This window comes from Gandjariella thermophila (assembly GCF_005405885.1).
Lineage (GTDB): Bacteria > Actinomycetota > Actinomycetes > Mycobacteriales > Pseudonocardiaceae > Gandjariella > Gandjariella thermophila.
Genome location: NZ_BJFL01000005.1, coordinates 206,639 through 231,066, shown reverse-complemented (window position 1 = coordinate 231,066; position 24,428 = coordinate 206,639). Strand labels below are relative to the sequence as shown.

Sequence of the window (24,428 nt, the reverse complement as noted above, 5' to 3'; positions counted from 1 at the left end):
TCCGCGGGAAGAAGTACGCCGGCGCTCATGAGTTGACCACCTCCAGCTTGGGTCCGGCGATCAGCGCGGGCTGGGAGCCGCGTTCCTCGGAGCCGACCGGGATGCGCTGGCCGCGCCGCTCGACGAACTCGATGCTCGGGTCGGGCGCGTCCGGCGCGTTCACGAACGACACGAACCGGGCCAGCTTCTCCGGGTCGCCCAGCACGTCGGCCCACTCGTCGGTGTAGTTCTCCACGTGCCGCCGCATCGCCGCCTCCAGTTCCTCGGCGATGCCCAGCGAGTCCTCCACGACCACCTCGCGCAGGTGGTCCAGGCCGCCCTCCAGCGACTCGATCCAGGCCGAGGTGCGCTGCAACCGGTCCGCGGTGCGGATGTAGAACATCAGGAACCGGTCGATGTAGCGAACCAGGGTCTCGGTGTCCAGGTCGGCGGCCAGCAGTTCGGCGTGCCGCGGCGCGAACCCGCCGTTGCCGCCGACGTAGAGGTTCCAGCCCTTCTCGGTGGCGATCACCCCGAAGTCCTTGGTCGGGGTCTCCGCGCAGTTGCGGGCGCAGCCGGACACCGCGGCCTTGAGCTTGTGCGGCGAGCGCAGCCCCCGGTAGCGCAGCTCCAGTTCGATGGCCAGGGTCACCGAGTCCTGCACGCCGTAGCGACACCAGTCGGTGCCCACGCAGGACTTGACGGTGCGCAGCGCCTTGCCGTACGCGTGCCCGGACTCGAACCCGGCGTCCACCAGCCGCTTCCAGATCGCCGGAAGCTGCTCCACGCGGGCCCCGAACAGGTCGATCCGCTGCCCGCCGGTGATCTTGGTGTAGAGCCCGAAGTCGCGGGCCACCTCGCCGAGCACGATCAGCTTCTCCGGGGTGATCTCCCCGCCGGGTACCCGGGGCACCACCGAATAGGTGCCGTTGCGCTGCAGGTTGGCCAGGAAGTGGTCGTTGGTGTCCTGCAGCGCGGCCTGCTCGCCGTCCAGGATGTGCCCGCTGCCCAGCGAGGCGAGGATCGACGCGACCGCCGGCTTGCAGATGTCACAGCCGCGCCCCTGGCCGTGCCTGGTGACCAGTTCGCTGAACGTGCGGATGCCGGTGGACTGGACGATCTCGAACAGCTCGGCCCGGCTGTGCGCGAAGTGCTCGCAGATCGCCTTGGACTGCTCCACCCCGCAGCTCTCCAGCAGTTGCCTGAGCATGGGGACGCAGGAGCCGCAGGTGGTGCCGGCCCTGGTGCACGCCTTGAGCGCCGGCACGTCGGCGCACTCCTGCTCGGTGATGGCCGCGGTGATCTGCCCCTTGGTGACCGCGTTGCAGGAGCAGATCTGCGCGTCGTCGGGCAGCGCGCCCACGCCGACCCCGGTGCCCACACCGGCGCCCTCCGGGGCGATGAGCAGGGCCGGGTCCACCGACAGTTCCCGGCCGACCATCGGCCGCAGCGAGGTGTAGGCGGAGGCGTCGCCCACCAGCACGCCGCCGAGCAGCACCTGGGCGTCGTCGGAGACGACCACCTTGGCGTAGGAGCCGGCGACCGCGTTGTTGAACACGACCTCCAGCGCGCCCTCGGTGGCGGCGTGCGCGTCGCCGAAGCTGGCCACGTCCACGCCGAGCAGCTTGAGCTTGGTGGAGGTGTCCGCGCCGGGGAAGGTAGCGCCGCCGCCGAGCAGCCGGTCGACCACCACCTCGGCCATCGTGTATCCCGGCGCGACCAGCCCGTACACCTTGCCGTCCAGACAGGCCACCTCGCCGGCGGCGTAGACGTGCTCGTCGGAGGTGCGGCAGCCCTCGTCGACCACCACGCCGCCGCGCGGGCCGATCTCGAGGCCGGCCTCGCGGGCCAGCTCGTCACGGGGCCGCACCCCGGCGGAGAACACCACCAGGTCGAGGTCCAACTCGGTGCCGTTGGAGAGCTTGGCCAGCAGCCGGTCCCCGTCCCGCTGGATCGACTCGGTGGACGTGCCGGTGTGCACGGTCAGCCCGAGACGCTCGATCAGCCGGCGGAGCAGCGCGCCGCCGCCCTCGTCGACCTGCAGCGGCATCAGCCGGGGCGCCAGCTCCACCACGTTCGGCGAGAACCCCATGCCGCGCAGCGCGTTCGCCGCCTCCAGCCCGAGCAGCCCGCCGCCGACCACCATGGCGGCCCGCCGGCCCGGGGCGGTGCTGGTCCTGGCCCGCTCCGCGGCCGCCCGGATCGCGTCCAGGTCCTCGATGGTTCGGTAGACGAAGCAGCCGGGCAGGTCGTGGCCGGGCACCGGGGGCACGAACGGGCGCGACCCGGTGGCCAGCACCAGGGCGTCGTAGCGGTACTCGACGCCGCCGGCGGTGACCACCGTCCGGGCCTCGCGGTCGATCCGCACGGCCGGGTCGCCCAGCCGCAGCTCGACCAGGTCGTCGCCGGCGTAGTCGTTGCCGGGCAGGGCGAGCGCCTCCGGGTCCCACGAGTCCACGTAGGAGGAGAGCGCGACTCGGTCGTAGGCGGGCCTCGGCTCCTCCGCGAGCACGATTACCCGCCAGCGCCCCCCGGTGTCCCGGTCGCGCAGGGCCTGCACGATCCGGTGCCCCACCATGCCGTGGCCGACGACGACCAGCGTCGCAGTCATACGGCGTTCCTTTCCGCGAGGTCGCTATGACGGCCCGAGAGGGCACCGTGGCCGCTTGGGCTGCCGCGTCCCGACTGGGGCATCACGCGTCCCTCCTCGTAGGTTTCCGTTGCCCTCATGCTCGGCACAAACCGTGTCGACCTCTGGTCACCGACGTTGCGTGGCTGTTACGGGATGCTCCCGTCGCAGGTCATTGGCTGTGCGTGGCGACGTGGGTCACACCCGGGCGGCGGCCAGCGCGGCGCGCGACGACCCGGCGGCCGCGCCGCGCAGGTAGACGGTCCAGGTCACGGCGAAGCAGAGCGCGTAGAACACCAGGAAGCCGATCACCGCGGTGGTGCCGCTGCCCGTGGCGAGGAACGACTGCCGGAACGCCACGTTGATGAACACGCCGCCGAGCGCACCGATCGCGGAGACGATCCCGATGACCGCGCCGGAGATGCGGCGGGCGAGCAGGTTCTCCGCCGCCTCGTCGCCGCCCTCGGAGATCCTGGTCATCGCCTTGGCCTTGAAGATGGCGGGGATCATCTTGTACGTGGAGCCGTTGCCGATGCCCGAACCCACGAACAGCACCAGGAATCCGACGAGGTAGAGCGGGAACGAGTGGGCGTTGCCGGCGGCGATCACCGCGACGCAGCCGACGGCCATCGCGACGAACGTCCAGAAGGTGATGATCGCGCCGCCGAACCGGTCCGCCAGCCGGCCGCCGACCGGCCGAATCAGCGACCCGACCAGCGGGCCGAGGAACGTCCAGTACGCCGCCTGCAACGGCTGGTAGTGGAACTGGTTCTGCAGTACCTGGCCGAACGCGAAGCTGTAGCCGATGAACGAGCCGAACGTGCCGATGTAGAGGAACGCCATGGTCCACATGTGCGACTCCTTCAGCGCGAGCCTGGCCGCGCCGGTGTCGTTGCGCATGGTGGACAGGTTGTTCATGAACAGCGCGGCGCACAGCGCGGCCAGCACGACCAGCGGGATGTAGACCCACAGCAGCAGCTTCGGGTTGCCGGTCCCCGCGGTGGCGATGATGAGCAGGCCGACCAGTTGGATCACCGCGACGCCGATGTTGCCGCCGCCGGCGTTCAGGCCGAGCGCCCAGCCCTTCAGCCGCTCCGGGTAGAACGCGTTGATGTTCGTCATGGACGAGGCGAAGTTGCCGCCGCCGACGCCGCCGATCGCCGCGACGACGAGCAGCGTGCCCAGCGAGACGCCCGGCTTGAGCAGCGCACCGAGCAGTACGCACGGCACGAGCAGCAGGGCGGCGCTGAAGACGGTCCAGTTCCGCCCGCCGAACCGGGCCACCGCGAAGGTGTATGGGATGCGCAGGCACGATCCGACGAGCGTCGGCGTGGTGGTGAGCAGGAACTTGTCCGCCACGCTGAACCCGTAGTTCTTGCCGAGGAACAGCACCAGCACCGACCACATCGTCCAGACGGAGAACCCGATGTGCTCGGCGAAAATGGAGAAGAACAGGTTCCGGACGGCGATCCGCTTTCCGCTGCGCTCCCAGAAACCCTGGTCCTCCGGATCCCAGTGGTCGATCCAGTACCGGCCCCTGGCCTGCCCGACCTTCGGGGCCTGCTCACCAACCGCAGTGCTCATCGGTCCTCCTTCGTCGCGGGTACGCGCGACCCCTTTTCCGGTCCTGCCGAAGCTATGCGGCCGCGGTTACCCCGGCGTGGCCGTTCGTGACGCCGCTGGCAATTCCCCCGCACACCACACCCGCGCTCGTGTGAGACGCCACGGCGCGTTTCTGGTACACGTTTCACGACGCGGCGGCCGGCTCTTCCGGGTCCGCCTCGGACAGCCACTCGGCGATGCCGCACACCGCCTCCCGGCAGCTACCGCACCCGGTGCTGGCCCGGGTGGCCGAGGCGAGCGCCGCCGCGGTGCGGTTCCCGGCACGGAACGCGGTCACCAGCTGCCCCTTGGTCACCGTGTTGCAGCGGCAGACCACCGAGCTGGCCGGCAGGTCGGCCGGGCTGGCCGCCGGTACCGCCGCCGAGGGCAGCGTGCGGCCGAGCAGCAACGCCAGCCGGTCGCTGGGCGCCGGGATGCCCCGGTCGTAGAGCTGGGTGATGGTGGCGGCCGCGTCCGGGGCACCGACCAGGATCGCTCCGGCGACCTTCTCGTCGCGCAGCACCAGCTTGGCGTAGCGGCCCCGGGCCGGGTCCTCCACCCGGACCACCTCGGCGTCCTCGCAGTCCACGTCGACGTGCACCTCGCCGAGCGCGGCCAGGTCGACGTCGCGGGCCTTGAGCCGGGTGACCACCGGAGTGCCCCGGTACCGGGCGGACGGGTCGGCACCGGTGAGCCGGTCGGCCAGCACCGCTGCCTGCTCCCAGGCCGGCTGGACCAGGCCGGACACCGTGCCCGGGTGCTGCGCGCAGTCGCCGATGGCGTGAATCCGCGGGTCGCTGGTGCGCAGCGCGTCGTCCACCACGATGCCGCGATCCACGTCCAGCAGCGCGCCCGCGGCGAGGGTGGTCTCCGCGCGCACCCCGGCGGAGACCACCACCAGGTCGGCCGGCACGTGGCCGCCGTCGGCCAGCTTGAGCCCGTCGCCGGGCAGGTACCGCTCGGCCAGCACCCCGAGCCGGCACTCGATGCCCAGCTCGCCGAGAGTGCGGGCGAGCACCCGCCCGGCCGAGGGGTCGAGTTGCCGCTCCATCAGGTGCCCCACCGGATGCACCACGGTGACCAGGTTGCCCCGGCCGGCCAGGCCGCGCGCCGCCTCCAGGCCGAGCAGCCCGCCGCCGAGCACCGCGACCGGCGCGCCCGGCCGGGCCGCGGCGATGATCCGCTCGCAGTCCGCCAGGGTGCGAAACGTCACCACGCCCGGGGCCAGCGAACCGTCCTCGGCGAGCAGCCCCTCGGTCGGCGGCACCCATGCGTTGCTGCCGGTGGCCAGCACCAGCGCGTCGTAGTCCAGCTCGGACCCGTCGTGCAGCACGACCCGCCGGGCGGCCCGGTCGATGCCGGTCACCGAGACCCCCAGCCGCAGGTCGACGCCGTACCGCTCGGCCCAGTCGGAGTCGTGCAGCCGCACCGACTCCACGGACATCGAGCCGGCGAGCACGGCGGAGAGCAGCACCCGGTTGTAGGCGTGCTGCGGCTCCGCGCCGACCACGGTCAGCGCCACGTTGTCGCCGTGCGGGTCGCGGCGGCGGATCTCCTCGGCCAGCCTGGCGCCGGCCATGCCGTAGCCGATGACGACGACCTGGCGAGGGCTCATCGGACGCCTCCGGTTGTGGCGAATACGGGCGTCTGCACGGCTTCCGGCACGGGGGCGAGCTTCACCGCGCAGACCTTGAACTCGGGCATCCGGCTGGTCGGGTCCAGCGCCGGGTTGGTCAGCAGGTTGGCGCGCTGCGCGCCGGGAAAGTGGAACGGCAGGAACACGGTGTCCGGGCGCAGCGAGGGCACGCAGCGCACCCGCGCCAGCACCTCGCCGCGCCGGGAGGTGACCGTGGCCATGGCGCCGTCGGCGAGGCCGGCGCGGGCCGCCGTGTCCGGATGCACCTCGACGAAGTTCTCCGGCACCGCGGCGGCCAGTTCGGGCACCAGCCGGGTCTGCGCGCCGGACTGGTAGTGCTGCAGCACCCGCCCGGTGGTGGCGACCAGCGGGTAGTCCTCGTCTGGCGCCTCCTCCGGGCCGCGGTGGTCCACCGGGACGAACCGGGCGCGGCCGTCCGGGTGCGCGAAGGCGTCCAGGAACAGCCGCGGGGTGCCCGGGTGGTCCACCGAGGGCACCGGCCAGTGCAGCGCCTCGCCGCCGGCCAGCCGCTGGTAGGTGACGCCGGAGTAGTCCGAGGGGCCGCCGGCGGAGGCTCGGCGTAGCTCGTCGAACACCGTCTCGGCGTCGGTGGGGAACGCGTGCGCCGGCTGGCCGAGCCGGCGGGCCAAGCCGTGCAGCACCTCGAGGTCGGTGCGCACCCCCTCAGGCGGGTGCAGTGCCCGGCGGCGGAGCAGCACCCGACCCTCCAGGTTGGTCATGGTGCCGTCCTCCTCGGCCCACTGCGTGACCGGGAGGACCACGTCCGCGCCGGCCGCCGTTTCGGAGAGCACCAGGTCGGCGACCACCAGCAGGTCGAGCGCGGCCAGCCGGTCGGCGACGTGCCCGGCACGCGGCGCGGACACCACCGGGTTGCTGCCGAACAGCAGCAGCGCCCTGGGACCCTGCTCGGTGCCCAGCGCGTCCAGCAGTTCGTACGCGGAGCGGCCCGGCCCGGGCAGGTCGTCCGGGTCGACGCCCCAGACGGCGGCGACGTGCGCGCGGGCCGCCGGGTCGTCGATCTTCCGGTAGCCGGGGAGCTGGTCGGCCTTCTGCCCGTGCTCGCGGCCGCCCTGCCCGTTGCCCTGGCCGGTCAGGCAACCCCAGCCGGCGCCGGGCCGGCCGGGCAGGCCGAGCGCCAGCGCCAGGTTGATCCACGCTGATGCGGTGTCCACGCCGCTGGCGTGCTGCTCGGTGCCGCGCGCGGTGAGCACGTAGGCGCTCTCCGCCCGGGCCAGCAGCCGGGCGGCGGTGCGCTGGTCGGTGGCGGACACCCCGGTGACCCGCTCCACCCGCTCCGGCCACCATCGCGCGGCCAGCCGCCACGCCGCCTCGAACCCGCTGGTGCGCTCGGCCACGTAGCCCTCGTCCACCAGGCCGTCGGCGACCGCGGCGTGCAGCAGGCCCAGGGCCAGGGCCAGGTCGGTGCCCGGCGCGGGTTGCAGGTGCAGCGCGGCCAGTTCGGCGGTCGGGGTGCGCCGCGGGTCCACCACGATCAGCCCGCCCGCGTCGGCGGCCCTGCGCAGGTGCTGGGTGAACGGCGGCATGGTCTCCGCCGGGTTGGCGCCGACCAGCAGCACCGCGTCGGCGCCGTCCAGGTCGGTCACCGGGAACGGCAGGCCCCGGTCCACGCCGAACGCCTTCCCGCCCGCCGCCGCCGCCGACGACATGCAGAACCGGCCGTTGTAGTCGATCTGCGAGGTGCGCAGCGCCACCCGGGCGAACTTGCCGAGCAGGTAGGCCTTCTCGTTGGTCAGCCCGCCGCCGCCGAAGACGGCCACCGCGTCCCGGCCGTGCGCGGCCTGCAGTTCGATGATCCGCCTGGCGACCAGGTCCAGCGCCTCCTCCCAGCTCGCCGGGCGAAGCTCACCGCCGTCCCGGACCAGCGGGGTGGTCAGGCGTGCCGGCGAGACCAACAGCTCCGCCGAGGTCCATCCCTTCTGGCACAGCCCGCCCCGGTTGGTCGGGAAGTCCCTGGGTGACACCCGGGGCGCGGCAGCGCCGTCCCCCGGGCCGACCGTCATCCCGCACTGCAGGGCGCAGTACGGGCAGTGCGTCGCCGCCCCCGTCGGGGTCGCCCCCAATGGCCTGCACCTCCCTCGATCATCTGCTCGGCGCGGGCGAGGACCGCGACGGTCCCCGATATCGCCGTCCGGGCAGCACGATCCGGCTCCGTTACGCCGGTTCGCCACGGAGTCGGAGACTGACTTTCGGTAATCGCCGCGCTTGCCAATGACGCTATGCAGCGCCTGTTACCCCAGGGTGGCGTTGTGTTTCAGGCGTGCGAACTTGCTCGCTCAGCAGCGCTGATGTGACGGTGAAACGGTGGCCGCGACGGGCGCCGGCGCGCGCGGAATGTGCGGTCAGGCGGCGGAAAAGGGGCGGTTAGCCGGGCCACGCGGGCAAACGAATTCGGCCGGCGAGTGGGCCATTTCACAATCGTGGATCCCGGTTCACAGCAACTCGGTGACCTGATGCGCGGCCCGCTCCAGGCCGCGCAGCGACTGCTCGGTGGACCGGGGGTGCAGCGCGTGCACGGCCAGCCGGAACAGCAGGGCGCGCAGCAGCGCCTGCGGCCACTCGGCGAGGTGCGCCCAGCGCTTCGCCATGCCGCTGTCCGCCCCGCCCCAGGCCAGCGCGTCCACCACGACCACGGCGGCGGCCCACTCGGCCGGCCGCCAGTACGGGGTGAAATCGATGATCGCCGGTGGCTCGTCGCCGTCGAACAGCACGTTGCCGAACAGGTCGCCGTGCACCACCTGCGACGTGAGCTCGATCGGCCGGCGGGAGCAGGCGAACAGATCGAACAGCCGGCCGCCGCGGTCCTGGTCGAGTTCGATCTCCTCCTCGCCCCACGCGGCCCGGTCGGCCTGGGCGAACAGGTCCTTGCGGGCGTCCAGGAACCGCGGCCGGGGCAGCCCGGCGGTGGCCTGGTGCAGCCGGATGGACACCGCCACGACCTCGTCGTGCCTCGGCTCGGCGCGCCCGGGCAGCCAGCGGGTGGCCGCCCAGCCACCGACCACCCAGCGGCCGTCGGTGGATCGCAACGGCTGGCCCAGCCGCACGTTCGGCACCCGCAGGCCGTCCAGCGTCTTGGCCACCCACGCCGCCTCGGCCGGGCTCGCGGACGGTCTGAGCGCCACCTCGCCGCACCGCCACACCGGCCCGCCGTCGATCAGTTCCGGTTCCACGTCGCGGGCACCGAAGGCCGCACGAACGTGCAGCGGCGGCGGTTCCGGGATGGTTGTCACGGGCGCGACGCTATCGCGAACCAACGCCGATGTGGTGGAACGGCGCGGGCCTGCGGGCCGGCCGGGAGTGATCTTCGGCCGGCCCGCGGGCACGGCGGTCAGTACGTGGGCAGGCTCGGGTCGACCTCGCGGGCCCAGGCGAGCACCCCGCCGCCGACGTGCACCGCGTCCGCGAAGCCGGCCTTGTGCAGCGCGGCCAGCGCCTCTGCGGAGCGGGCCCCGGACTTGCAGTGCAGCACGAGTTGCTTGTCCTGCGGCAGTTCGGCCAGCGCCTCGCCGGAGAGGATCCGGTCCTTGGGGATCAGCTTGGAACCCGGGATCCTGACGATCTCGTACTCGTGCGGCTCCCGCACGTCGACCAGCAGGAAGTCGTCGCCCCGGTCGATCTTCTGCTTCAGCTCCAGCGGAGTGATGGTGTGCCCGGCCGCGGCCTGCTGCGCGTCGTCGGACACCACGCCGCAGAAGGCCTCGTAGTCGATCAGCTTCTCCACCGGCTCCGCGTCCGGGTCCTTGCGGATCTTGATGGTCCGGTAGCTCATCTCCAGCGCGTCGTAGACCATCAGCCGGCCGAGCAGCGTCTCGCCGATGCCGGTGATCAGCTTGATCGCTTCGGTGACCATGACGGACCCGATGGACGCGCACAGCACGCCGAGCACGCCGCCCTCGGCGCAGGAGGGCACCATGCCCGGTGGCGGCGGCTCCGGGTAGAGGTCGCGGTACTGCGGGCCGTGCTCCGCCCAGAACACGCTGACCTGGCCCTCGAACCGGAAGATCGAGCCCCACACGTACGGCTTGCCCAGCAGCACGGCCGCGTCGTTGACCAGGTAGCGGGTGGCGAAGTTGTCCGTGCCGTCCAGGATCAGGTCATAGTCGGCGAAGATGTCGAGGGCGTTCTCCGAGGACAGGTGCACCTGGTGCAGGTTGACCTTGACGAACGGGTTCACCTCGGCGATGGCGTCCCTGGCGGACTCCGCCTTGGGCCGGCCGAGATCCGACTGACCGTGGATGATCTGGCGCTGCAGGTTGGACTCGTCGACCACGTCGAACTCGACGATGCCGAGCGTGCCCACCCCGGCCGCGGCCAGGTACAGCAGCGCGGGGCTGCCCAGACCGCCCGCGCCGACCACGAGCACCTTGGCGTTCTTCAGCCGCTTCTGGCCCTCCACCCCGACGTCCGGGATGATCAGGTGTCGGCTGTAACGTGCCACCTCTTCCTTGGTCAGCTCCGCGGCGGGCTCCACGAGCGGCGGAAGCGGCATCTGCATCCTCCTACACGGGCAGGTGACGAGGGACTGCCATCCCTACGCCGGTGTTAACGCCAGCGTTGCGCGGTGTCTTCCAGCAACGGAAGCCGTCCCAGAGCGTGGACACGGCGCAGCATGCTTCCCCGACGGTATGCCAGCCGGGCTCCCGCCAGGCGGGCGGGGACCTAACCGGCGGGCCGGCCCCTCGGCAGCGGCCCGGCTACCCGCTCGGCTTGGCCTCCGGCACCGGCCAGGCGTTGGGCCGGCAGGTCTTCCCGTCCGTGGCCACCGCCTTCTTGTTGTACGGATCGACCTGGTTGAGCTGGGCCACGTAGTTGTCCGCCACGCCGAAGGTCTGCTGCATCATCACCGGCGCCAGCCCGCCGTCGCTCTCGCAACCCACGTGCCCGTTGCCGAAGGCGTGCCCCACCTCGTGGTTGATCGCGTACTGACGGTAGGTGAGCAGGTCGCCGCCGAAGGCCATGGCGCCGCGCACCCAGCGCGCCAGGTTGATCACTACCCGCCGGTTGCCGGCGTTGTAGCAGGACGTCTCGTAGGTGATCTGGAAGCCGCACATGTCCGGCCGGTGGTCGGTGTTCGGCGTGGTCAGGCTCACCCGGAAACTGGGGTTCGGGGTGCCCGCGTCGACCCGCTGCAGCGCGATGGTGCGCTGGCCGACCCAGCTTCGCGGGTCCGCCAGGGTCTGGTCCACCAGATGCGCGAACGCGTCGTCGCCGCCGTACTCGGCCGGGTTGATGCCGTCCTCGATCTCGACGGTGTAGGTGAACAGCTTCGGGCCGGTGCCCACCCGGGGGCCGTTGCCCGGGAGGATCCGCCAGGTGCCGGCCCCGGCCTGGGTGAAGGCGCCGCCGCCGGGCAGTTCGGCGGTGGGGATGTTCAGGTTCACCGGCCCGGCGGGCGCCTCGGTGACCGCGGGCGAACCCCCGGCGAGGCCGAACGCCCCGGCGGTGCCGCCGCCCGGCCGTGCGGCGTCGAAGACCACCAGCGCGGTCAGCGCGACCAGCACCGGGACGGCGTAGATCCGCCAGCCGTAGGCGGCGAGCAGCGCTCCTAACCCACCGCGGCGCGGCGCCTCGTCCTCGGCGGCGGCCTCAAGGTTCCACGCCGCCGCGAGCGGCTCCGCGGAGGTGCGCCGGCGGCCCCGCACGTAGCGCGTCTCGGCCGGTGCCGCGTCCCAACCGGGGGCGGAGTCTTCGGCCTGGGTGGAGAGCGAACGTCTGGACCCGGACGGTGACCGCTCGACCACGATCCTCCGGCCTCCTTCGTCGCCGCACTGTGCCGTTCATGTGCTCGGGTCGCCCGCGCCGGTCGCACTGCCCGGCGGCCCCCGTGGCCGTGATCGAACCGTGCTGTTCGGGCGTTCGCGCCGGCCGGCGACGGACGCAGGCTGCCAGGGACGTCGTCACGCCGACCGCTCGCGCGGACCGGGCAGGCCCACGGGGAAGGTCTCCAGAGTGCCACACCACCCGATCGGGGTGGCACACCGTGGGTTGCTCGTCGCCCCGTCACCAGGTGCCCTGATCGGCGGCCTGCCACATGCCGAGTACCGCCCTGGCCACCGACAGCGGCCGCTCCATCTGCGCGCAGTGCCCGGTGCGGGGCAGCACCAGCAGCCGCCCGCGGGGCAGCAGTTCCGCGGTGCGCGGCGCCTTCCGCACGCTGACCACCCGGTCGTCCGCGCCCCAGACCACCAGCGCCGGCACGGTCACCCGCGGGGCCAGGGTCCACAGCGACTGCGCCCTGGGCGCGAACCAGGTCCGGACCAGCCCGACCGTGGTCCTGCCGAGGGCCAGCCCGGTCCACGGCTGCGTGGCCCGCTCGGCGGCCTCCCTGGCGGCCTCCTCGATCCGGTGCTCGGGGACCACCGATGGGTCGGCGAAGCACAGCCGCAGCATCTGCTCGATCCGCTCGCGCGGGGTGAGCGCGGCGAGCGCGCGGCGGACCCGGCGCCCGACCACCGGCAGCAACGCCAGCGGCAGCCGGGGATCGGACAGCCGCCGCACGTCCGGCCGCAGGTCGGGCACGGCCGGCGAGATGAGTGTGAGGCTGCGCACGAGTTCCGGCCGGTGCGCGGCGAGCACCAGGGCGATCGCTCCGCCGAAGGAGTTCCCGAACAGGTGCACCGGGCCGCGGTGCAGCCCCTCGATGAACCGGGCCAGCGTGCCGGCGTGCGACGGCAGGGAGTAGTCGTAGCCGTCCGGTGGCTCGGACCGGCCGAAGCCGGGCAGGTCCGGGGCGAGGCCCCGGGCGTGCCCGGAGAGCAGGCCGGCCAGATCGGTCCAGTTCGTCGACGAGCCGCCCAGCCCGTGCACGTACACCGCGGTCGATCCGTCCGACGCGGTGTTCGGCGTCTCGCGGACGTGCAGCCGGGTGCCGGCGACGTCCACCTGCCGGCCCGGCCACGGCGGAATCGTGTTGTCCAGCGGTGGGAGCGGACCGTCCGAAAGGGGTACCCGGGTCAGCGAGGGGCGGGCGGGAACGATCGGTTCGGCTTGGGGTTGCGAGCGGGTCTCGGTCACATCATCAAGGATGCGCCCGGACGACCGACTCCTGCCCGTATGCTGGTCAGCTGCCCTCCCCCAACCGGGTCATCTCGCCCGCGTGGCCGGCCGGGTTACCCGGAACACGCCTACCGGCGAGTAAGGTCGTGTCACTTGGGGGAGCGGACCGACCTCCGTCCCTCCGGGACCGGGATCTCGCTGGAGGACTGTAATGACCGAAACGGCGCAGCAGAGCACGGCGGCGGCACGCGGCGTGCGGTTGCCCCGCAACGCCCGGCGCGCCCAGCTGCTCGCCGCGGCGCAGCACGTGTTCGTGGCCAACGGCTACCACGCCGCCGCGATGGACGAGATCGCGGAGCGGGCCGGCGTCAGCAAGCCCGTGCTTTACCAGCACTTTCCCGGCAAGCTTGAGCTGTACATGGCGCTGCTGGAGACGCACACCGAGGAACTGGTGCGGCGGGTGCACGGCGCGCTGGACTCGACCACGGACAACAAGCAGCGGGTGCGCGCGGCGGTCGCCGCCTACTTCGACTTCGTCGACGGCGAGGGGCAGGCGTTCCGCATGGTGTTCGAGTCCGACCTGCGCAGCGAGCCCGCGGTGCAGGACGCCGTGGAACGCGCCACGTCGGCCTGCGTGGACGCGATCACCGAGACGATCATGGCGGACGCCGGGCTGGACGCGCAGCGCGCGCGGCTGCTCGCCGTCGGGCTGGTCGGGGTGAGCCAGGTGACCGCGCGCTACTGGCTGGAGACCGAGCGCGCGGTGCCCAAGGACGAGGCCATCTCGCTGATCTCCACGCTGGCCTGGCGCGGCATCGGCGGCGGCTTCCCGCTGCAGCACCCCTGATCCTGGCCGCCCCGGGCGGGGGCGGGCTGCCGGGGCACGGCCTCGAGGGTCAAGCGACCAGCGACGCCGCGCGCCACAGTCGGCGGCTGGGGCCGCCGATCAGCCCGGCCTCGGTCAGGAAGCTCACCAGCTTGGCGCCCGCCCAGCGCACGGTCTCCTGGTGGTGCGGGTTGGCCAGGGCGGTGGCGCGTGCCCGCTTCGGGTCCAGCCCGACGGCGGCGTAGACGTCCGGGTGGATCAGGCTGCGCACCACCATGTACGCCGCCCTGGCCAGCACGAACCGGTGGTAGGTCAGCTCGGGTCGGGACAGCCGGCGCACCTGCCGCCGCACCTCCTCCCGGGCGTACCGGACGTGCCTGGCCTCCTCCAGCACGTGGATGCGGTTGACCATGCGCACCAGCGGCTGCACCCGCTCGTCGCGCATGGCCTCGCGCTGCACGGTGTCCAGCACCTCCTCGGCGACCAGGATGGTGCCGAACATCGACGGCCCGAAGGACATCCGCTTGAACAGCCGGCCCAGCCGGTGCACGCCGGGCGTGACGCCGTACGCGGGGCAGCCGATCTTCTCGATCATGCGGGCGAACATCAGCGAGTGCCGGCACTCGTCGGCGATCTCCACCAGGGCGTACTGGGTGTGCCGCAGCACCGGGTCCCGGTCGTAGACGTAGCGGCTGAGCAGCTCCATCAGGATCACCTCGAACCAGATCCCGACGCTGGCGATGCTGCACACCTCGTGCCGGGACAGCTCGACGCGCTGCTCCTCGGTCATCTCCCGCCACAAGTCCGTGCCGTACAGCGACAGCCGCTCCGGCGGCAGGAAGTACATCCCGTCGGCCAGCGGCGCCGACCAGTCGATGTCCACCTCGGGGTCGTAGGAGTTGCGCGCCGAGGAGTTCAGCAGCCGCTCGGCCGTCGCCTCCCGCGCCGCCCGCACGGTCTCGGTCATGTCAGGCCCTCCCTGTTCTCCGCGAGTTCGGGCGCGGCCGGCGTGCGCGCCGCCCCGGCCCGCACCAGCCGGACGATCCATTCGGTGACCTCCTCGGCGCGTTCCACGGGCAGCATGTGGCCCGCGCCGGGATAGACGGCCAGGTCCGCGGCCGGTAGCTCCTCGGCGATCACCCGAGCATGCGGCAGCGGGCACAGCCGGTCGGCGCCGCCGGCGAGCACCACCACCGGGAGGTCGCGCAGCACCGCCAGCGCCGCGCGGCGCTCGTGCGCGTTGAGCGAGGCGCGGAAGCCGACCATGCTCTCCGGGTGGCAGCGGGCCACCTGAACCGCGGCGTCCGCCACCAGGGCCCGTGGGGCGCGAGGGCCGAACAGCAGCCAGCGGAGGAACGGCTCCAGCGCGGGCGGCCAGCCGGTCAGCTTCCGCCGACCCATCCGCGCGAGCCTCCGGTTGGCCGCGGCCTCCCCGGCGAGCATCAGGCCGGCCAGCGGCCGGGGCAGGCCGAAGGTGAGCCGGGATAACCCGCCGGAGGAGGTGGCCACCAGCGCCACGCCGGCCACCCGTTCGACGAACAGCTCCGGGTGCCGCTCGGCCAGCGCCATGATCGTCATGCCGCCCATGGAGTGCCCGGCCAGCAGCACCGGGCCGCTGGGCGCCAGCGCGTCCAGCAGCTCGACCACGTCGTCGGCGATGCGCTCGATGGTGGCGGTACCGGACGGCGCCGGGTCGGAGGCGCCGTGCCCGCGGTGGTCGTAGCGCAGCACCCGGACCGGCCGGTCGCAGGCCGCCGGCAGCGCCTCGGCCACCGGCGTCCACGTGGTGTGGTCCAGCGTCCAGCCGTGCAGCAGCAGCACGGTCAGCTCGGCACCGGGGTCCCCGGACTCCACCACGTGCAGCCGAACCCCGTCCGAGGTCCGCACCTCTTGCCTCGTCGCCAGCCGGACGTCCACCATGCCTCCATAGGTGTTACCAGAGGTAACTGTTACTTGAGGTAGCATGGTGAAGACCACGGCGAGCTGTCAAGGGCCGCCAGGAGGAGCTGCGACGATCGCTCGAGGCGGGTCCGTGGCGAACACGGCGCACGTGCCTCGGGACGTCGCGGAAGGCTGAGGTGGTGAGCGTGGGTCGGTCCGGCAGGGAGCCCGAGCCCCGCGGTCCGGACGGCCGGCGGGAGCGCTGGCGGGCGCACCGGGAGGCCAGGCGCGCGGAGTTCGTCGAGGCGACGGTCCGGGCGGTGGCCAGGCACGGACCGGACGTTGGCATGGACGAGATCGCCGCCGAGGCCGGCGTGAGCAAGCCGGTGCTCTACCGGCACTTCACCGACAAGGCCGACCTCTACGTGGCGGTCGGCCGGCGGGCCACCGAGCTACTGATGTCCCGGGTCGTGCCGGCGCTGACCGGATGCGGCACGCCGTACGAGTGGATCCGCCGCTCGGTGGACGCCTACCTCGGCACCATCGACGACTACCCCGACCTGTACCGGTTCGTGGTGCGGCGCTCCTTCGCCGACCGGCCGGTCAGCGAGGACCCGGTCGCCGAGGACAAGACCATGATCGCCGCGCAGCTCGCCGCGCTGCTCGGCGACCACCTGCGCGCCTTCGGCGTCGACTCCGGCGGCGCCGAGCCGTGGGCGCACGCGATCGTCGGCATGGTGCACAGCGCCGGGGACTGGTGGCTGGAACGCCGGTCGATGAGCCGGCAGAGCCTCACCGACTACCTGACCAGGCTGATCTGGCACGCGTTGGACGGCGCGCTGCGGGAGAGCGGCATCACCATCGACCCGCACCAGCCGCTGGGAACGGTGGGAGAGCTACGACCCGTGAGGGTTATTCCGGCCCGTGGGAGTGGCCGGGGTGGTGACCGGGCAGGCGGACCGCACAGGCTCGCTGAATAACCCGAGCATCGAGAACGGCGCCGTGGCGGCACCGCGGTGCGGCGAGCCGCCGAGTAACCGTGACGGAAGGGCAGGCAATGGCGCACGACGAGGACGGCTACACCGGCGACGCGGTGCTCTCCGACGGCGAGCGGGAACTCGCCGTGCGGGTGGAGCTGCGCGGGTACTTCGAGCCGATCGACGGCCGCTACCACTGGTACGGCCGAGTCGCCGCGGACGGCGAGGTCGCCGGCTTCGCCGAGGTCGGGCGCGGACGGGTGCGGCTACGCACGCCGGAGGGAGTGGCCGAGGGCACGCTCTCCGACCGGGACTTCTGGGGCCGCTACCGGATCAGCGGCACGAGCACGCCCCCGTTCCCGGTGGCCAGTGCGCCACCGGAGGAACCAGCCGAAGGCCCCGCTGGTTTCTGAACGCGCGCCGCGATCGCGTCGCCGGGGCTCGGAGCTGGCATGGCACGCCCCTGTCCGCCCTCCCGAGCGCCCCGCATCCACGATCGCGGGGGCTTCACCCCGGCGCGTTCACCGGCTGGTCATCGCGGGTCCGGCCGGTGCCGAAACAGGCTGTCAGGTTCCTACGGTGAAGCCGACCCGGCGGGAGTCGGCCGGTCCGATCTCCACGTAGGCGATCCGCGACGTCGGCACCAGGTAGCGGCGGCCCTTGTCGTCGACCAGCGCGAGCACCCCACGGCTGCTCTGCAACGAGTCGGAGACCAGCGCTTCGACCTCGCCGGGCGACAGGGTGCTCGACACGACGAGCTCACGCGGGCTGTCCGCGACGCCGATCTTGACCTCCACGCTGACCTCCATCGAGTGCTTGACGACCGATCACCAGGCTAGACGGTGCCGGTGGCCGGCGCGCACCCGACCGGGTGTGGCCCGGCGCGGAGCGCCCGTCGCGAACACGCTTCGCGATCGCGCGCCCGGGTCAGCCAAGGCCGAGGGCGGTCATCCGCCGGCCGTGGTTCTGCTGGATCCGGCGGAACAGCGCGGCGATACCGGACAGGTCGCCCGAGCCGCGGACGATCAGTTCCGCCAGCCCGTCCCGCTCGGCGACCACGTGCTGGGCCTGGGTCACCGCCTCGCCGAGCAGTCGGCGGCCCCACAGGGTGAGCCGGTCGCGCAGCTTGCGGTCCGCCTCGCTGGCCGTGCGCACCTCCCGCTCGGCGAACGCGGAGTGCCCGGTGTCGGCCAGCACGTCCAGCACCAGTTGCCGGGTGGGCGCGTCCAGCCACTCGGCCACCTCGCGGTAGAAGTCGGCGGCGAGCGCGTCCCCGACATACGCCTTGACCAGCGACTCCAGCCAGGACTTCGGCGCGGTGGAGGCGTGGAACGCGTCGATCGCGGAGACGAACGGCGCCATCGCGTCATCCACCGCGACACCCCGCTCGGCCAGGTACTGCTCCAGCATGCGGAAGTGGCCGATCTCCGCGGCGGCCATGCTGGCCAGCGCCGCCCGCCCGGAGAGGGTCGGCGCTCGCCGCGCGTCCTCGGCCAGCCGGTCGAACGCGGACAACTCGCCGTAGGCGAGCACGCCCAGCAGGTCGACCACGCCCTCCGAAACCTCGTCCGTCACCCCGTCGCCCGCCGACCGCTGGTCCAACTCGCTCATGGGGATGGAGCGTAGCCGCCGGAGATACCCCCGGCGGGACGTCGGGGCAGGTAGACTCGCCGGCGACGCGCGGTGCACGCCGCGGCCTGATGCTGGTGTGCCGCCGGCGTCCCGCCGGCGGCGATCGCCGCACACGGCGTGAGACCGCGGCATGTTTGCCGACGTGAGGAGGGTGCGCGCACGCCTCGGCTCTCCCGCGCCACCACGCGGGCCGGTTGTGACGGCCGGTGCGGGTGGCCCGGTCGAGGGGCCCGGCCAGGGCGGTGCGCGCTGGTACGAGAGAGGCGATCACCCTGACCGTCAACGAGCACAACCCTTCGGCGGAGACCGCCGACAACCCTGAGGACACGGACATCCCGGTAAGCACGGAAACCACCGTCGACCCGGTCGCGCTGGAGCACAGCGAGGCCGGGCTTCCCGAAACCGACACCTCGCACCCGCTGCAGGCGGGTGCTCCGGTGCGGCCCGACTCCCCCACGTTCGCCGAGTTCGGCGTGCGCGACGAGGTGGTCAGGGCGCTGGCCGAGGCCGGCATCGAACGCACCTTCGCCATCCAGGAACTGACCCTGCCGCTGGCGCTGGCCGGTGAGGACGTGATCGGCCAGGCCCGCACCGGCACCGGCAAGACGCTGGGCTTCGGCGTGCCGCTGCTGCAGCGCATTGAGCCGCGCGGCAGCGACGTGCCGCAGGCGCTGGTCGTGGTGCCCACCCGCGAGCTCTGCCTGCAGGTCACGCACGACCTCACCGACGCGGGCAAGTACCTCGGCGTGCGGATGCTCGCGGTGTACGGCGGCCGGCCGTACGAACCGCAGATCGCCGCGCTGCGCCGGGGCGTGGACATCGTGGTCGGCACCCCGGGCCGGCTGCTCGACCTGGCCGAGCAGCGGCACCTGGTGCTCGGCAAGGTCGGCGCGCTGGTGCTGGACGAGGCGGACGAGATGCTCGACCTGGGCTTCCTGCCGGACGTCGAGCGCATCCTGCGGATGGTGCCGGAGCAGCGGCAGACGATGCTGTTCTCCGCCACCATGCCGGGGCCGATCATCACCCTGGCGCGCACGTTCCTGCACCGGCCCACTCACATCCGGGCCGAGGAGGCGCACGCCGGGGCGATCCACGAGCGCACCCGGCAGTTCGTCTACCGGGCGCACGCGCTGGACAAGATCGAGATCGTGGCCCGCGCGCTGCAGGCCGAGGACCGCGGCCTCGCGCTGATCTTCAGCCGGACCAAGCGGACCGCGCAGAAGATCGCCGACGAGTTGACCGAGCGCGGCTTCGCCGCCGGCGCGGTGCACGGCGACCTCGGCCAGGGCGCCCGCGAGCAGGCGCTGCGGGCGTTCCGCTCCGGCAAGGTGGACGTGCTGGTGGCCACCGACGTCGCGGCGCGAGGCATCGACGTCGAGGGCATCACGCACGTGATCAACTACCAGTGCCCGGAGGACGAGAACGCCTACGTGCACCGGATCGGCCGCACCGGCCGGGCCGGGCGCACCGGCGTGGCGATCACCCTGGTGGACTGGGACGAGGAACCGCGCTGGAAGCTGATCAGCGACGCGCTCAACCTCGGCATCCCGGAGCCGGTGGAGACCTACTCCACCTCCGAGCACCTCTACACCGATCTGGGCATCCCGCCGGAGACCGACGGCCGGCTGCCGCTGGCCAAGCGCACCAGGGCTGGCCTGGCCGCGGAACCCAACGAGGACAAGCCGGCGCGCCGGCGGAACCGCACCCGCACCCGCGGCCGCAAGCGCGGGCAGGCCGACCAGCCGGCCGCCGAGTCGGACACCGCCGAGGACGGCGAGGGCAGCGGCACCCGGCCACGCCGGCGGCGCCGTCGCCGGGGCACCGGCGGTGGCGAGCACCCCGGCGCGGCGGCCGAGGCCAAGCAGGACGCCGTGCCCGCCGAGGGTGCCGAGCGACCGGCCCGGCGCCGCCGTCGCCGGCGCCGCTCCGGTGACCAGGCCACCGCGGAGAGCGGCGGCACGGCGGAGTGAACACGCCATGAGCGCGGGGCACCTTCCCCGCGCTCATGGTGTTTGATCAGACCGACGCGCGGGGCCGATCGGGAGCGAGGACGTGGAACGACCGGAGGGACCGGAGCACGACTGGGTCGCGGACACCGGCCGGGCGGAGCGTCCCGATCCGCCCGGCGAGCCGGCCGACGAGGCCGGCGAACCCGCGAACGGCTCCGCGCCCGCCCACGCCGGCTCCGGCATGGAGCCCCAACCGGCCGCGTCGCGGCGGCGCCGCTCCGGGCGGCGCTGGCGGCGGCCGGCGGACTACGCGGCGGTGGCCGTGCTGCTGGTCGTCTCCCTGGCCGCCGGCCTGGTGGTGTGGTGGTTCAGCGACGAGCGGCACACCACCTCCCGGCCCACCCCGGTGGTCGCCGCGGTGCCCGAGGCACCGGCCGCCATGCCGCCCACCCTGGCCGAGGTGTGGCGGGCACCCAGCGCCGGAACCCAGCAGCCGGTCGCCGTCGGCCCGAACGTGGTGACCGGCGACGGCGGCGAGGTGGACGGCCGTGACCCGTTCAGCGGCCAGGTGCGCTGGGTGTACCGGCGGAACCTGCCGCTGTGCACGGTTGCCCCCGGCTGGGGGTACGCGGTCGCCGTCTACCACAAGTCCCGCAACTGCAGCGAGGTCACCGCGCTGGACGGGGCGACCGGCCGGCGTGGCCCGCAGCGCAACGGTGACGCCGAGATGGGCACCCGGCTGCTCTACGACGGCGTGCACATGACCGCCACCGGCCGCAAGCTGATCGAGACCTGGCGGTCGGACCTGGTACGCACCCAGGAATACGGCACCGTGCCGGCGATCGTGAACCCGGGCAAGCAGCCGCGCACCGGCTGCGTCTACGGCTCGGAGGCGGTGACCACCGGCCGGGTGGCGGTGGTCGAACGCTGCCCGGACGACCCGGGCGACCGGGTGACCGTGCTGTCGCCGGACGCCAAGGAAAGCGACTCCGACCAGCCGAACGTGCTGATCAGCTCGGTGATCGGCGGCAGGGGCGCCCGGGTGGTGGCGGTCACCGCGGACCGGGTCGCGGTGGCGGTGCCCAACCCGAACCGGCTGATCGTGCTGGACACCAGCAGCGGTGCCGAGCTTCTCACCCAGCCGCTCGACCTGCCGAACGGCGACCTCACCGGCGACCCGGCCGGCGGCGTGGTGCCCACCGCCACCGGCCCGGGGTCGATCTACTGGTTCACCGGTTCCCGCACGATCGCGCTGTCCGCCACCGACCTCCGCCCGCAGTGGGTGCTGCCGAACACGCTCGGCGCCGGCACCGTGTTCGCCGGCCGGCTGCTGCTGCCCGTGCCCGAGGGGCTGCTCGTGCTCGATCCCGGCAACGGCGCCAAGATCGGCGCGATCCGGGTGGACCGGCAGGGCTACCGGGGACCGATCGAGTTGGGTTTCCTCGGCCCGGTGGTGCTCGAGCAGCGCGGCGGCACCCTGGTCGCGCTGCGCTGATCGGGCCGCGGCATACCGGCCAAACGGGCATACCGGTCCCGTTGCCGTCGCACATACCACCCGCGCATGCGGCAAACTGGTCTGCTGTGACGACACCGCCGGCCTCCCAGATCAGCCCCCACCGCGCCGTCCGCATCGACCTGGCGGGCCGGTGGGGGCCGGTGGCGGCGCTGCGCGCGACGGCCGGCGGGAACGGTCCCGACCTTGGCGTCACCGCGCTCCTGGTGCCCGGCTACACCGGTTCCAAGGAGGACTTCGCGCCGCTGGTCGACCCGATCGCCGACGCCGGGTTCGAGGTGGTCGCCATCGACCTGCCCGGCCAGTACGAGTCACCCGGCCCCGAGCGCGAGGCCGACTACCGCCCGGCCCCGCTCGGCGTGGCCCTGGCCGACCTGGTGGAGAAACTGGCCGCCGAGGGCCGGCGGGTACTGCTGCTCGGCCACTCCTACGGCGGGCTGGTGGCCCGCGCCGCGGTGCTCGTCGGCGCCCCCATCGTCGGACTGACCCTGCTGGACAGCGGACCCGGCGAGTTGCCGGTCGGCGACCGCAGGACCGCCCTCGACGTGGGCTCGGCGATCCTGCGCGAGCAGGGTATGGAGGCGGCGCTGCGGCTGCGTGAGGCCAGGGACGCGCTCGACCCGTACTGGCCGGCCTGGCCCGATGAGCTGAAGCAGTTCCTGCGCACCCGCTTCCTCCGGTCCTCGCCGGTCGGTCTGCTCGGCATGGCCGACGGGCTGCGCTACGAGCCGGACCTGGTCGTCCGGCTGGCCGGTGCGCTGCGCGCGGCACGGGCGTCGTGCCTGGTCATCTGCGGGGAGAACGACGACGCCTGGTCGGTGGCCACCCAGCGAGACATGGCCGACCGGCTGGACGCGGACTTCGCCGTGCTGCCCGGCGCGGGGCACTCCCCCAACACCGAGTCCCCCGCAGAGCTCCTGGCCACCCTGCTCCCGACCTGGCGGTCGTGGATCAGTTGACCCGCTGGGCCGGCGGCCCCCGTCGCCGGGCAGGCTGCCGCGGAGTCCGCAGACGTGAGCAGGCACAATGCACGTGTGAGCGGTCGCTTGCGGTACGCGGACACGGGTCCCTACGTGATGCCCGACTCGCTGGGCGAACTGGTCGGTCCGGCGACGGGCGTTGTGGAACTGCCGACCCACCTGGCGTGATCCGGTCCGCGTGCGTACGGGTTGGACGACGAGCGGCAACTTTGGGCTGCTGTACGAGACGGGCATTCGGGAAGCCGTGGACGTGCGCGACTTGGACCGCTGTCCCAACGAGACACCGCTGTGTCGTAGCGGCCGCTACAGCAGTGCTGACCTGCTCAGGTTGGCGCGGAACGCCGATCCCGGGTTTGACCAGGCAATGTTCGTCCAGGCGTTGCTCGCCGTGGACCGCTTGCCGGACGAGGCGTTCGAAAGCCACGGACTGACCCTGAGCCAGGTGCATGCACTGAGAGAACGTCTCCGCACCTGGGCGCACGAACTCGGCCGTCGACCCGTCAGCGCCACCAGGAGAACCAGAGGGCGGCGGCGGCGATGGCGAGGACGGCGAGTTGGGCGGCGGCGGCGCGGGAGCCGCGGGAGCGGTCGGCGAACCACTGGCAGGCCACTGCGAGCACGGCGGCCGCGGCGTTGCCGCCGATCATCGCCGCGCCGGGACCGGGCGTGGCGTGCTGTGCGGCGTAGAGCTGCGCGCCGACCAGGGCCAACACCAGCACCAGCAGGCCACCGGCGATCGCGCCGGTGCAGCCGCGCAGCGCCCGGCGGAACGCGCCACCTCGCGAACCCGTGTCCACGCCATCACGCGTACCACGTTCCGCGCCGTCCCACGTCCTCGACCTGCCGCGCCGCTCGGCGGCGGCCACCGCACCCAGCGCGAGCGGCTCGGTACGCGGTCCGCGTGGCTGCCGCCTGTTCCGCACGCCGGATCTCCCTCCCACTCCGCGTCACGGCGCCAGCAGCGCCCACGGCTCCATCTCGGGCGCCGCAGCCTGCCCCTCCGGGCAGTTCCGCCGGAAGTCGCACCACGAGCAGCGCCGACCGGGCACCGGAGGGAACAGCGCCTCCCGGTCACCGCCGGCGGCCAGCGCCTCCGCCGCGACCTGGAGGTCGTCCGCCGCCTCCTCGGCCCGCCGCACATGCCGGGCCAGCGACTCCTCGGTGTGCTCCCAGGCGGCGATCTCCCCGGTCGGCAGATGGTGCAGCTCGACCCGACGGCACGGCCGGCGCAGCGTCCGCCGGGCGGCCAGCGCGTACAGGGCCAGCGCCTGCGACCCCCGGGCGTCGTCCACGGTCAGCGCATGCCGGCCGGTCTTGTAGTCGACCACGACCAGTTCGCCGCCGCGCTGATCGATCCGGTCCACCCGGCCCTCGGCGACGATCCGCGCGGTCGGCGCGGACACCCAGCGCTCCAGACCCACCGGGTCGACCGAGGTGTCCAGCCCGGCCACGTAGTCGGCGACCCAGCCCTTGGCGCGCTCCCGGTAGTCGGCCACCTGCTCGGCGTCCCGGAAACCCTCGCTGCTCCAGAACTTCCCGACCAGTGCGCTGGCCGCCTCCGGCGTCCGCCTCGGCACCGGCAGCTCGAACAGCGCCCGCAGCGCGTTGTGGACCACCGCGCCGAGGGTGTTGTGCGCCCACGCCCCGCCGCGCGGCGGCGCCGGCCGGTCCAGGTAGGCCATCCGGTACCGGCGCGGGCAGTCCAGCCAGGTGGCCAGGCGAGCCGGGGTGATCCGGACGAGCCTCTTCGGCATGCTGTCGAAACCGAGCTGACCCTGCACGCTCCCAC

20 protein-coding genes are annotated in these 24,428 nt (G+C 73.2%); 6 read left to right on the top strand and 14 right to left on the bottom strand.

Features of this window, described 5'->3' with window-relative positions; genetic code table 11:
* Nucleotides 1-25: 25 nt before the first annotated feature.
* The 8 genes from nirB to FFT21_RS08230 form a co-directional block, all read right to left on the bottom strand.
* The gene (gene nirB / locus FFT21_RS08265) at nt 26-2,590 is read right to left on the bottom strand and encodes a nitrite reductase large subunit NirB (RefSeq protein WP_137813164.1); all 2,565 of its coding nucleotides are present in this window, start codon (nt 2,588-2,590) and stop codon (nt 26-28) included.
* 216 nt (nt 2,591-2,806) lie between these two features.
* The gene (locus FFT21_RS08260; protein WP_137813163.1) at nt 2,807-4,192 is read right to left on the bottom strand and encodes a nitrate/nitrite transporter; all 1,386 of its coding nucleotides are present in this window, start codon (nt 4,190-4,192) and stop codon (nt 2,807-2,809) included.
* Between the two features lie 163 nt (nt 4,193-4,355).
* Complete coding sequence (locus FFT21_RS08255) at nt 4,356-5,825, bottom strand: FAD-dependent oxidoreductase (RefSeq protein WP_137813162.1); 1,470 nt, start codon at nt 5,823-5,825, stop codon at nt 4,356-4,358.
* Nucleotides 5,822-7,948 carry a molybdopterin oxidoreductase family protein gene (locus tag FFT21_RS08250; protein WP_225978207.1) on the bottom strand — a complete coding sequence of 709 codons (2,127 nt, stop codon included), beginning with the start codon at nt 7,946-7,948 and terminating at the stop codon, nt 5,822-5,824. The genes FFT21_RS08255 and FFT21_RS08250 overlap by 4 nt, the downstream gene beginning before the upstream one ends.
* Before the next feature lie 369 nt (nt 7,949-8,317).
* Nucleotides 8,318-9,115, bottom strand: a complete 798-nt coding sequence (locus FFT21_RS08245; protein ID WP_137813161.1) for a TIGR02569 family protein — start codon at nt 9,113-9,115, stop codon at nt 8,318-8,320.
* A gap of 98 nt (nt 9,116-9,213) precedes the next feature.
* Complete coding sequence (moeZ, locus tag FFT21_RS08240) at nt 9,214-10,380, bottom strand: adenylyltransferase/sulfurtransferase MoeZ (RefSeq protein WP_192909429.1); 1,167 nt, start codon at nt 10,378-10,380, stop codon at nt 9,214-9,216.
* Nucleotides 10,381-10,579: 199 nt separating this feature from the next.
* Entirely contained in the window at nt 10,580-11,626 is a 1,047-nt protein-coding gene (locus tag FFT21_RS08235; RefSeq protein ID WP_225978206.1) for a DUF3152 domain-containing protein, read from the bottom strand.
* A gap of 259 nt (nt 11,627-11,885) precedes the next feature.
* Nucleotides 11,886-12,899: an alpha/beta fold hydrolase gene (locus tag FFT21_RS08230; protein ID WP_137813158.1), complete on the bottom strand. Its 1,014-nt coding sequence runs from the start codon at nt 12,897-12,899 to the stop codon at nt 11,886-11,888.
* Between the two features lie 193 nt (nt 12,900-13,092).
* Here FFT21_RS08230 and FFT21_RS08225 point away from each other — a divergent pair, with 193 nt between their 5' ends.
* On the top strand, nt 13,093-13,728 hold the full coding sequence (locus FFT21_RS08225; RefSeq protein WP_137813157.1) for a TetR/AcrR family transcriptional regulator: 636 nt from the start codon (nt 13,093-13,095) through the stop codon (nt 13,726-13,728).
* Nucleotides 13,729-13,777: 49 nt separating this feature from the next.
* Here the strand turns inward: FFT21_RS08225 and FFT21_RS08220 are convergent, their stop codons facing one another.
* A complete protein-coding gene (locus FFT21_RS08220) occupies nt 13,778-14,674 on the bottom strand; it encodes an AurF N-oxygenase family protein (protein ID WP_137813156.1) in 897 nt (298 codons plus the stop codon).
* The gene (locus FFT21_RS08215) at nt 14,671-15,594 is read right to left on the bottom strand and encodes an alpha/beta fold hydrolase (protein WP_225978205.1); all 924 of its coding nucleotides are present in this window, start codon (nt 15,592-15,594) and stop codon (nt 14,671-14,673) included. Before FFT21_RS08215 ends, FFT21_RS08220 begins: the two co-directional genes overlap by 4 nt.
* Before the next feature lie 194 nt (nt 15,595-15,788).
* Here FFT21_RS08215 and FFT21_RS08210 point away from each other — a divergent pair, with 194 nt between their 5' ends.
* Together FFT21_RS08210 and FFT21_RS08205 are read left to right on the top strand one after the other, a co-directional pair.
* A complete protein-coding gene (locus tag FFT21_RS08210) occupies nt 15,789-16,568 on the top strand; it encodes a TetR/AcrR family transcriptional regulator (protein WP_225978204.1) in 780 nt (259 codons plus the stop codon).
* Between the two features lie 77 nt (nt 16,569-16,645).
* Nucleotides 16,646-16,978: a DUF4873 domain-containing protein gene (locus FFT21_RS08205; protein WP_137813153.1), complete on the top strand. Its 333-nt coding sequence runs from the start codon at nt 16,646-16,648 to the stop codon at nt 16,976-16,978.
* Nucleotides 16,979-17,131: 153 nt separating this feature from the next.
* Here FFT21_RS08205 and FFT21_RS08200 read toward each other — a convergent pair whose 3' ends face one another.
* The gene (locus tag FFT21_RS08200; RefSeq protein WP_137813152.1) at nt 17,132-17,362 is read right to left on the bottom strand and encodes a DUF3107 domain-containing protein; all 231 of its coding nucleotides are present in this window, start codon (nt 17,360-17,362) and stop codon (nt 17,132-17,134) included.
* Nucleotides 17,363-17,492: 130 nt separating this feature from the next.
* Nucleotides 17,493-18,176 (bottom strand): ferritin-like fold-containing protein, encoded by a 684-nt coding sequence (locus tag FFT21_RS08195; protein WP_192909428.1) that lies wholly within the window; start codon nt 18,174-18,176, stop codon nt 17,493-17,495.
* 233 nt (nt 18,177-18,409) lie between these two features.
* On the opposite strand from FFT21_RS08195, the gene FFT21_RS08190 reads away from it, so the two are divergent.
* From FFT21_RS08190 to FFT21_RS08180, 3 genes are all read left to right on the top strand, one after another.
* Nucleotides 18,410-20,167 carry a DEAD/DEAH box helicase gene (locus FFT21_RS08190; RefSeq protein ID WP_371856743.1) on the top strand — a complete coding sequence of 586 codons (1,758 nt, stop codon included), beginning with the start codon at nt 18,410-18,412 and terminating at the stop codon, nt 20,165-20,167.
* A gap of 82 nt (nt 20,168-20,249) precedes the next feature.
* On the top strand, nt 20,250-21,641 hold the full coding sequence (locus FFT21_RS08185) for an Rv3212 family protein (protein ID WP_137813151.1): 1,392 nt from the start codon (nt 20,250-20,252) through the stop codon (nt 21,639-21,641).
* Between the two features lie 86 nt (nt 21,642-21,727).
* Nucleotides 21,728-22,618, top strand: coding sequence for an alpha/beta fold hydrolase (locus tag FFT21_RS08180; RefSeq protein ID WP_225978203.1), 891 nt, complete (start codon nt 21,728-21,730; stop codon nt 22,616-22,618).
* 521 nt (nt 22,619-23,139) lie between these two features.
* Here the strand turns inward: FFT21_RS08180 and FFT21_RS08175 are convergent.
* On the bottom strand, nt 23,140-23,562 hold the full coding sequence (locus tag FFT21_RS08175) for a hypothetical protein (RefSeq protein WP_137813150.1): 423 nt from the start codon (nt 23,560-23,562) through the stop codon (nt 23,140-23,142).
* A gap of 24 nt (nt 23,563-23,586) precedes the next feature.
* A complete protein-coding gene (locus tag FFT21_RS08170) occupies nt 23,587-24,420 on the bottom strand; it encodes a RecB family exonuclease (RefSeq protein ID WP_137813149.1) in 834 nt (277 codons plus the stop codon).
* Nucleotides 24,421-24,428 lie beyond the last annotated feature (8 nt).